Origin of the sequence: Minwuia thermotolerans (genome assembly GCF_002924445.1) — a bacterium.
In the GTDB taxonomy this organism is placed as follows: Bacteria; Pseudomonadota; Alphaproteobacteria; order Minwuiales; family Minwuiaceae; genus Minwuia; species Minwuia thermotolerans.
The window spans coordinates 1-7647 of sequence record NZ_PIGG01000019.1 but is presented as its reverse complement, the minus strand read 5'-3'; the positions used below and the strand labels follow the sequence as shown (position 1 = coordinate 7647).

8 protein-coding genes and 1 pseudogene are annotated in these 7647 nt (G+C 64.1%); 8 read left to right on the top strand and 1 reads right to left on the bottom strand.

Going from position 1 to position 7647, the window contains the following annotated elements:
* Positions 1-638, top strand: a pseudogene (locus tag CWC60_RS04150) (hypothetical protein); the annotation flags it as partial.
* 126 nt (positions 639-764) lie between these two features.
* On the opposite strand, the gene CWC60_RS04145 reads toward CWC60_RS04150, so the two are convergent.
* A complete protein-coding gene (locus tag CWC60_RS04145; RefSeq protein ID WP_109792748.1) occupies positions 765-1721 on the bottom strand; it encodes a tyrosine-type recombinase/integrase in 957 nt (318 codons plus the stop codon).
* Positions 1722-2260: 539 nt separating this feature from the next.
* Here CWC60_RS04145 and CWC60_RS04135 point away from each other — a divergent pair.
* From CWC60_RS04135 to rfbB, 7 genes are all read left to right on the top strand, one after another.
* Positions 2261-2644, top strand: a complete 384-nt coding sequence (locus CWC60_RS04135; protein WP_109796396.1) for a hypothetical protein — start codon at positions 2261-2263, stop codon at positions 2642-2644.
* Positions 2641-3210, top strand: coding sequence for a hypothetical protein (locus CWC60_RS04130; RefSeq protein ID WP_109792745.1), 570 nt, complete (start codon positions 2641-2643; stop codon positions 3208-3210). Before CWC60_RS04135 ends, CWC60_RS04130 begins: the two co-directional genes overlap by 4 nt.
* A 274-nt stretch (positions 3211-3484) precedes the next feature.
* Complete coding sequence (locus CWC60_RS04125) at positions 3485-4057, top strand: hypothetical protein (RefSeq protein WP_109792744.1); 573 nt, start codon at positions 3485-3487, stop codon at positions 4055-4057.
* A gap of 98 nt (positions 4058-4155) precedes the next feature.
* On the top strand, positions 4156-5361 hold the full coding sequence (locus CWC60_RS04120; RefSeq protein WP_164516354.1) for an outer membrane beta-barrel protein: 1206 nt from the start codon (positions 4156-4158) through the stop codon (positions 5359-5361).
* Positions 5362-5382: 21 nt separating this feature from the next.
* Positions 5383-5925 carry a polysaccharide biosynthesis/export family protein gene (locus CWC60_RS04115; protein ID WP_206419757.1) on the top strand — a complete coding sequence of 181 codons (543 nt, stop codon included), beginning with the start codon at positions 5383-5385 and terminating at the stop codon, positions 5923-5925.
* Positions 5926-6032: 107 nt separating this feature from the next.
* Positions 6033-6638, top strand: coding sequence for a dTDP-4-dehydrorhamnose 3,5-epimerase (gene rfbC / locus CWC60_RS04110; protein ID WP_109792741.1), 606 nt, complete (start codon positions 6033-6035; stop codon positions 6636-6638).
* Between the two features lie 5 nt (positions 6639-6643).
* Positions 6644-7647 (top strand): dTDP-glucose 4,6-dehydratase (gene rfbB, locus CWC60_RS04105; protein WP_109792740.1); only part of this gene is annotated, 1004 nt, incomplete at its 3' end.

The window sequence follows — 7647 nt, the reverse complement described above, 5'->3', positions numbered from 1 at the left end:
CCGAGACCGTGATCGAGAGCGCCGGCGCGGTGACGCTGCTGGAGAACACGGCGGGTGCATATGTGGTTGAGGCTGGCGGTGTCCGGACGGGGATCACCCGAGACGGCGGGGCGGTGACAGGGGACAGCTATGCCGGCTGGTCGATGATCCATGCCGAAGGGCTCGGGGGCGGTGGTTTCCAGTTGCTCTGGCAGCGCACGAATGGCGACTACACGATGTGGGAGACCGACGGCGCTGGGGCGTATGTGAAGTACTATTCCGTTGACCCCCCCTGGATCATGGAGGCTGCCAGCGGCGTCGACATCGACGGCGACGGCATCATCGGCGAGCCCGAGAAGCCCGAGACCGTGATCGAGAGCGCCGGCGCGGTGACGCTGCTGGAGAACACGGCGGGGGAAACTACGGACAGTCTGGAGGCAGATGAGTTTCGCTTTGACCATAATAGTGGTGCAGCGACTGCCGATTTTGCTGCCAAGCCGGGGCAGAGTCTGGATTATACAATGTCTTACGACACGAGGATTGCAGAAGTGGACGTGAACGTGGAGCAGTTGGCCGAAGGGAATTTGGCCGCGCTATCTGACGACGCAGCAATTGCGCTTCTTGGTGTTTCCAATATGCTTGGCGAGGAGCTTTTTTAGGGCGGCATACCCAGCGATCGCATCAAGGATTTCCCTGAATGGGCTTGAGGTGATTGACAATGACGCCCAGGGGGCATGTGGCGTTACGCCTTGCCCGAAGCGTTCATATCTCGATCTCATTGGCCATCAAATCGACGCAGGGCTGGATGAACGATCGCGAGCCGTACCGACGCCTTTCGCTAGGTCCCCTTGGGCCCAAACATTATGCTCGGCCTTCTCCAGGTAACGCGCCAGCACGTTGACCGATTTCCAGCCGCCGGCGCGCATGATGGCGGCCGTATCGAACCCTCTTGTCAGCAGGTCCTGCGCGGCGCCGACGCGCATCGAATGGCCGCTGAATGCGTCCACCTCCGACGGATCGAGACCAAGGCGTCTCGCCGCGTTCTTGACAAGCCGCTTCACCGTGGTGGTACCGAGATCGCGGTTGATTGCTTTGCCCTGGTCGATGGGGCAGAAGAGCCAGTCGATATCCAGGCCACGCCAATCCAGCCATTGCCGGACCAGCTGTGCTGTCCGCTCGGAGGTAAATGCGAGTCGCCCCTGGCCGAAGGGATCGGATTTGCTCCGCCGGATGAGAACGCGGAGGGTGCCGTCGCCACGCATTTCCAGATCGTCTGTGCGCAGGGCGACGAGCTCCGAGCGACGGGTCAGGAGTTCGTAGCCGAGGGAGAGCATGGTGCGGTTGCGCAGCCCCCAGGGCGTGTCGGGCTCGGTCTCCAGAAAGCGATCGAGATAGTCGCGCGTCAGGCCCTTGGCCTGTTTCGGACGAACGGCCTTGCGGCGGCGTATACGCCGGAAGGCGAGGTTGATCTCCTCATCAAATGTGGGATCAGGCAATCCGAGAAGCCGATGCGCCTTGCGGATGGCATAGAGGCGGCGTCGGACCGTTGACGGCGCTCTCTTGTCCCCCTGGTCCTCCAGGAACCGGCAGACCGTTTCGACACGAGCCGGGAATGGTTGGCCGAGACCATGCGCGTGGCACCATTTCTCGAAGGCCTCGACATCGGCGTAGTAACTCCGCATCGTTGACGGTGCATAGGCGCCCTCGAGGCGTTGGAATTCGGATCGCCAGTCGACAGACATATTGTCCTCATACAGGATATAAATGTCTTAATATAGGACATTATGGATTGTCAATGCTCACCGGAGTTCAGTTGCGAATGGCGAGATCGGCGTTGAGATGGAGCGCTGACGAATTAGCTGAGCGGGCCGGCATTGCCTTGAAGACAGTGCAGCGATTGGAGGCCGAAGAGGGAGTGCCCCCAAGCCGGGCACGCACACTGGATGCCATTCAAAGGGTATTTGAAACCGCTGGCATCGAGTTTATCGGAGCGCCTGATGATCGGCCCGGCATCCGTCTCGCCTCGCCGAAGGAAGGCTCGGGGACGGCCTGAATCGGCTTGGCAGAATCAGACGGCGTGGTTCCATAGCTTTGGAGAACGACCCCGTCCCAATCCCCTCTGCACCATCTCCTGAAAAAACCTGCCAGGCCCGCAATATCTCGAGGTTGATGCGCCAGGCGCCTCCAGATATAGTAGTGATTGATGAGACTTGGACGGGTATCGAAGGTGAACGAACCGGCTGAACATCGGCCATTTCGGGTGGATTGAAGGGAGATGGCGATGTCGAAGAAGGTCAGTCTGCCGAACCCACAGCGCTTCAACCTCACGAGCTTCGCCGAAATCCTCCCCGCTCGCGATCCGATCATCGGCGAAGATCCCGGCTCCTTTGAGGGCTTTCATGGCGGTCTCATGCACTCGCTGGCGCCGCTCACGCCCTATGAATGTATCATTGCCGAAAACCTCGTCGCCATCGAGTGGGAGCTTCTGCAGCGCCGCCGCATGCGGGAGGCGGGTATCCGCAGGATTGCCCGCCAAGCGGTCGAGGAGGCCGTGGTCGCCCATCGCCGCTCCGAAGGTTCAAATGCTGACGACGAAGCCTGGGAGCGGCACATCGATGCCCTCCACAAACAACGGCCGGCCGAGGGCGAGGTGATCGAGGGGTGACCTCCTACGCCATCAGGGCCCGCAACCGCGCCAATGCCTTGAAGAGCACGGGCCCCCGAACCGCGGCCGGCAAGGCGATCGTCGCCGGCAATGCGCGCCGCCATGGCGCAACGTCGCGTCCCGACCCGTCGGCCGTCGACACCTGGCTCGGTATCATTCTCGACAAGCCCGATATTTCGCCGGCGGAGCTGTTGCCCGGCGATGAGCGGGGCTTTCGGGCGCTCGTTCTCGCCGAGGCGGAGGCGCGGCTGGTCCGCTGTCAGCAGGCGCTGATCGACTTCGAGGGCGAACCATTGACGGTCGATGGTTATTTCCAGGAGCGACTGAATACTGCGGAGGAGTTCCGCCAATATCTGAAGTCAATGGGTATGACCTCGATGGAGAGGAAATTTGCGCAGTTCGCCCTCCGACACGTCGAGCAGAATATCGCAGCGGAAATTTCTGCTCACCAGGGACATCACCGCCTGTTGAGCCGTTACCTGGGCGAGGCCAGGTCGCTGCGGCGGCGCGCCTTCGCCGCATGGCACGCCTCGATGATCGAGAACGAAGAGCGACAAGTTGCCTGAAAACCCGATTTACCGAAACAAACCCAGCGTCCATCCAGGGGCAGCGGAGCGCCAATCGAGCTATCGGCGTCCCGCCATGTCCCGACTTGTCCCGCTTAGTCCCGGGTCGTGATGTCATCGGCGCCGGCCAAATGGCCGATAACGCCTGCTGCCGATCGACATGTTGACCATTTTGCAACACATTGCGCCCCTAAGATGCCGCAAGCGTTGAGCGCAATTGACGGGGCCGCCGGGTCCATGTACCACGTTCGATATGTTATCAGAGGGAAAGCACATGTTGACATCGGTTCGACGTCTAAGCCTCGTCGCCTCCGTCGCCGTCCTGCTGCAGATGGGCCAGGCGCAGGCACAGTCGGTCGCGGATCTCAACGCCTTCACGGGCGACCAGGCCGGCGCCGTCGCGCTCGCCGTCCAGGTGGTGCAGGCCAATCCGGAATCGGCTGCGGCAGCGGTGGCAGAGGTGCTCGCGAAATTCCCCGATGCGGCGGTGGCGCTGACGACGCAGCTGGTTACGGCGTTCCCGGAGAGCGCCGTCCAGGTTGCTCGGATCGTCGCACAGCAGGCGCCGGCGCAGGCGGCGCAGGTGGCCGGCGCTGCGGCGGCTGTGGCGCCAGAACAGGCCGCTGATATCGCCGTCGGAGTGGCGCAGGACAATCCGGATGCGGCGGTCCAGATCGTGGCGGCCGTGGCCGAGGCATCCGATACAGAGGTCGCCGCCATCGCACCGTCGGTCGCAGAGGCCATCGGCGTGGATGAGACGGAGCTGGCGGAAGCGGCCGAAGCAGAGCAGGTCGACGAAGCCGACGCGATTGACGATTCCGACGATTCGGAATTGGCGAGCGGCTGAACGGGATGGACCGGGCTCAGCCTGGTCAAGGTGCAAGATAGAGCAGAGGGTGTCTTGCCGATTGACCGAGGGCTGCAATGACTTATCAGAGGTGGGGCATGAGAATTCCGTATAAGATGACAGCGGCGGCGACCCTGGTGGCGGCCCTTGCCGCCGGCCAGGTGGCGGCGCAGTCGCGCGAAGATGGCATCCCGGTGGGCACGTTCGTTCTCAAGCCCAGCGTAGAGCTGGGGGCGCGCTATGACGACAATATCGCGCTGGAGGACGACGGGCAGGAGGAGGAGGACTTCATCCTCTCCGTGGCGCCGACGCTGAAGGCGGTCTCGACCTGGCGGCGGCACAAGCTCGAATTCGATGCCGGCCTTCGCGCTGATCGCTATCTCGACAATACGGCGGACAATTCTCTCGATGCGCAGCTTCGCGCCAATGGCACGGTGGATGTGACGCGGGCCACCAAGATCGACGGTCTCGTCAGCTATCGCCGCGGCCATGACAATCGCGGCGACGACAATGTCGCCGTCAATGATGAGACCACCAAGTTCGATCGCTATCGCAGCAAGATCCTCGTGCGCAGCCGGCCGAACCGATTGGGGGTGCAGGCGGGCGGTGGCGTGACCTATGCCAATTTCCACGATACGGACGCCGAGAACAATGACGACCGTGACGTCGTCATCTATGACGGCGAGGCGCGGCTGAGCTATGGCGTCCAGCGTCATATCCGCGCCTTCGTCGAAGGCGACGTCAATCGGCTGGACTATGTCGATGCGGTCGATGACAACGGCCTCAACCGCGATGCGACGGGCTATGCGGCGCGTGCCGGTGCGACCTACTTCCCGTCATCGCAGCTGCAGGTCAGCTTTGGCGTCGGTTATCTGATGCGTACCTTCGACGATCCGGCGCTCGACGACGTCAGCGGTCTGGACTTCAAGGGCTCGGTGAACTGGGAGTTGCCGAACCGCCTGACGAACCTGACGCTGACGACAGGCCGGAGTATCGCCGAATCGACAGATGCCGATGCCGGCGCGCGGCTGGTGACAAGCGTCTCCCTCAATGCGACGCATGACCTGGCGCGCACCTGGGAGCTGTTCGGCAATCTGCGCTATGCGCATCTGACGGACGAAGCCGCCGCGGGCGCTACGGAAGACAATGACTACTCGGCCGGCGTTGGCGTCGACTATGTCTTCAACCCCCGCGTCAAGCTGGGGCTGACCTATGACTACAAGCGCCGCGATTCATCTGATGTGGGCGGCGACTATTCGAACAACGTCTTCGGTGTTCGCCTGAAAGTCGGCTACCTGAACTAGTATCGAGGTCAAATGCGTCGGATGTACCGATCTCTCTTAAGTATCTTCTCGGTCATCTGCCTCCTGGTCACCACAGGCGTTGTCAATCAGAGCGCTGCTCAGAGCGATCAGGTCTACCGCCTGGGCGCCGGCGACAGGCTGCGTATCACTGTTTATCAGGAAGAAGACCTCTCCGGCGAGTTCGAAGTCTCCGGGACCGGAGATGTCTCCATGCCGCTGATCGGCGGTGTGGATGCGGAAGGCAAGACCATCCAGCAGTTCCAGGACGCGATCGAGACCGCCTTCAAGGATGGCTATCTCCGCAATCCGCGGGTCAGTGTCGAGGTGCTGAACTATCGACCGTTCTACGTCATCGGCGAAGTCAACGAACCGGGAAGTTATCCCTATCGCAGCGGTCTGGATGTGCTGACCGCGGTGGCGATGGGCGGCGGCTTCACCTTCCGCGCCGATGAGGACGACATCACCATCAAGCGTGCCGGCGGTCCCGAAGACGGGATCAAGGTCAACGGTGCCTCCAGGGTCCTGCCGGGCGATGTCATCCGGGTGGACGAACGCCTGTTCTAGACGTGGCGGCCCCAGGCGAGGCGACGGCAATCACACACAGACGAGAAGGACGGCCCCGTGTACCGATCGGATGATATGGCCGGCTGTTCGGTCGGTCTTGCTTATTGATGCCGGCTGAATCGAAGCTTGCGACAAGGTCGGGGATCGATCGCTCTACGGGTCGGCTCCGGGTCGAGACCACGGCTCTCCCCGAAGTGCGGATCGTCCGGCCCGCGCGGCACGGCGACGGGCGCGGCTTCTTCTCCGAGGTCTGGAACCGGCGCGCGCTGGCCGCGGCGGGCATCGAGGCCGACTTCGTGCAGGACAATCACGTCCTGAACGGCCGGGCCGGCACGCTGCGCGGCCTGCACCTGCAGGTGGCGCCCAGCCCGCAGGCGAAGCTGGTGCGTTGCCTGCGCGGCGCCATCCTGGACGTGGCGGTTGACGTCCGCCGCGGCTCGCCCACCTTCGGGCGGCACGTGGCGGTGGAGCTCTCGGGCGAGAACTGGGCGCAGCTCTGGGTGCCCGAAGGCTTCGCCCACGGTTATTGTACGCTGACCGACGGCGCGGAGGTGATCTACAAGGTGACGGGCTACTACGACGCGCAAGCCGAGCGGGGCGTCCGCTTCGACGATCCGGCGCTGGGCATCGACTGGCCCGTCGACCGGGGCGCGGCGATCCTCTCGGAGAAGGACCGCGCCTGGCCCGACCTCGCCGGCTTCGGCGGGGTGTGAGCGCCATGCGGGTTCTCGTCACCGGCGGCTGCGGCTTTATCGGATCGGCGCTGGTGCGGCGGCTCGTGGCCGACGGCGCCGAGGTGCTGAACGTCGACTGCCTGACCTATGCCGGCCTGCCGCAGAACGTCGCGAGCGTCGCGGACCGGCCGGGCTACCGCTTCCTGAAGGCCGATATCTGCGACAAGGCGGCGATGGCCGACGCCTTCGCGGACTTCCGGCCCGACGCGGTGATGCACCTGGCCGCCGAGAGCCATGTCGACCGCTCCATCGACGGGCCGGGGGCCTTCATCCGCACCAACGTCACGGGCACGGAAGTGCTGCTTGAATGCGCCCTGGACCACTGGCGCGGTCTGGACGAGGCGGCGCGGGCGGCCTTCCGGTTTCTGCACGTCTCCACCGACGAGGTCTATGGCGCGCTGCCGGGAGAGGGGCATTTCCGCGAGGGCGACCCGTACCGCCCGACCAGCCCCTATGCCGCCTCGAAGGCGGGCGCGGACCACCTGGTGCGGGCCTTTCACGCCACCTACCGGCTGCCGGTGCTGATCACCAATTGCGGCAACAATTACGGCCCCTTCCAGTTCCCCGAGAAGCTGGTCCCCGTGATCATCCTGAACGCGCTGGCCGGCGAGACGCTGCCGGTCTACGGCCGGGGCGAGAACGTGCGCGACTGGATTCACGTGGACGATCATGTCGCGGCGCTGCTTCGCGTCCTCGACGCCGGCCGGCCGGGCGAGACCTACCTGGTCGGCGCGCGGGGCGAGCGGCGCAACATCGACCTGGTGCGGGCGATCTGCGCCGTGCTGGACGAAACGCCCGAGGCGCGCCACCGCCCGCATGCCGACCTGATCCGCTTCGTCGGCGACCGGCCCGGCCACGATTTCCGCTACGCCATCGACCCGGCGAAGATCGAGCGCGAGCTGGGCTGGCGGCCGGCGCGCGCCTTCGAGGCCGGCATCGCGGCAACCGTCCGCTGGTACCTGGACAACCGCGACTGGATCGGCGCGGT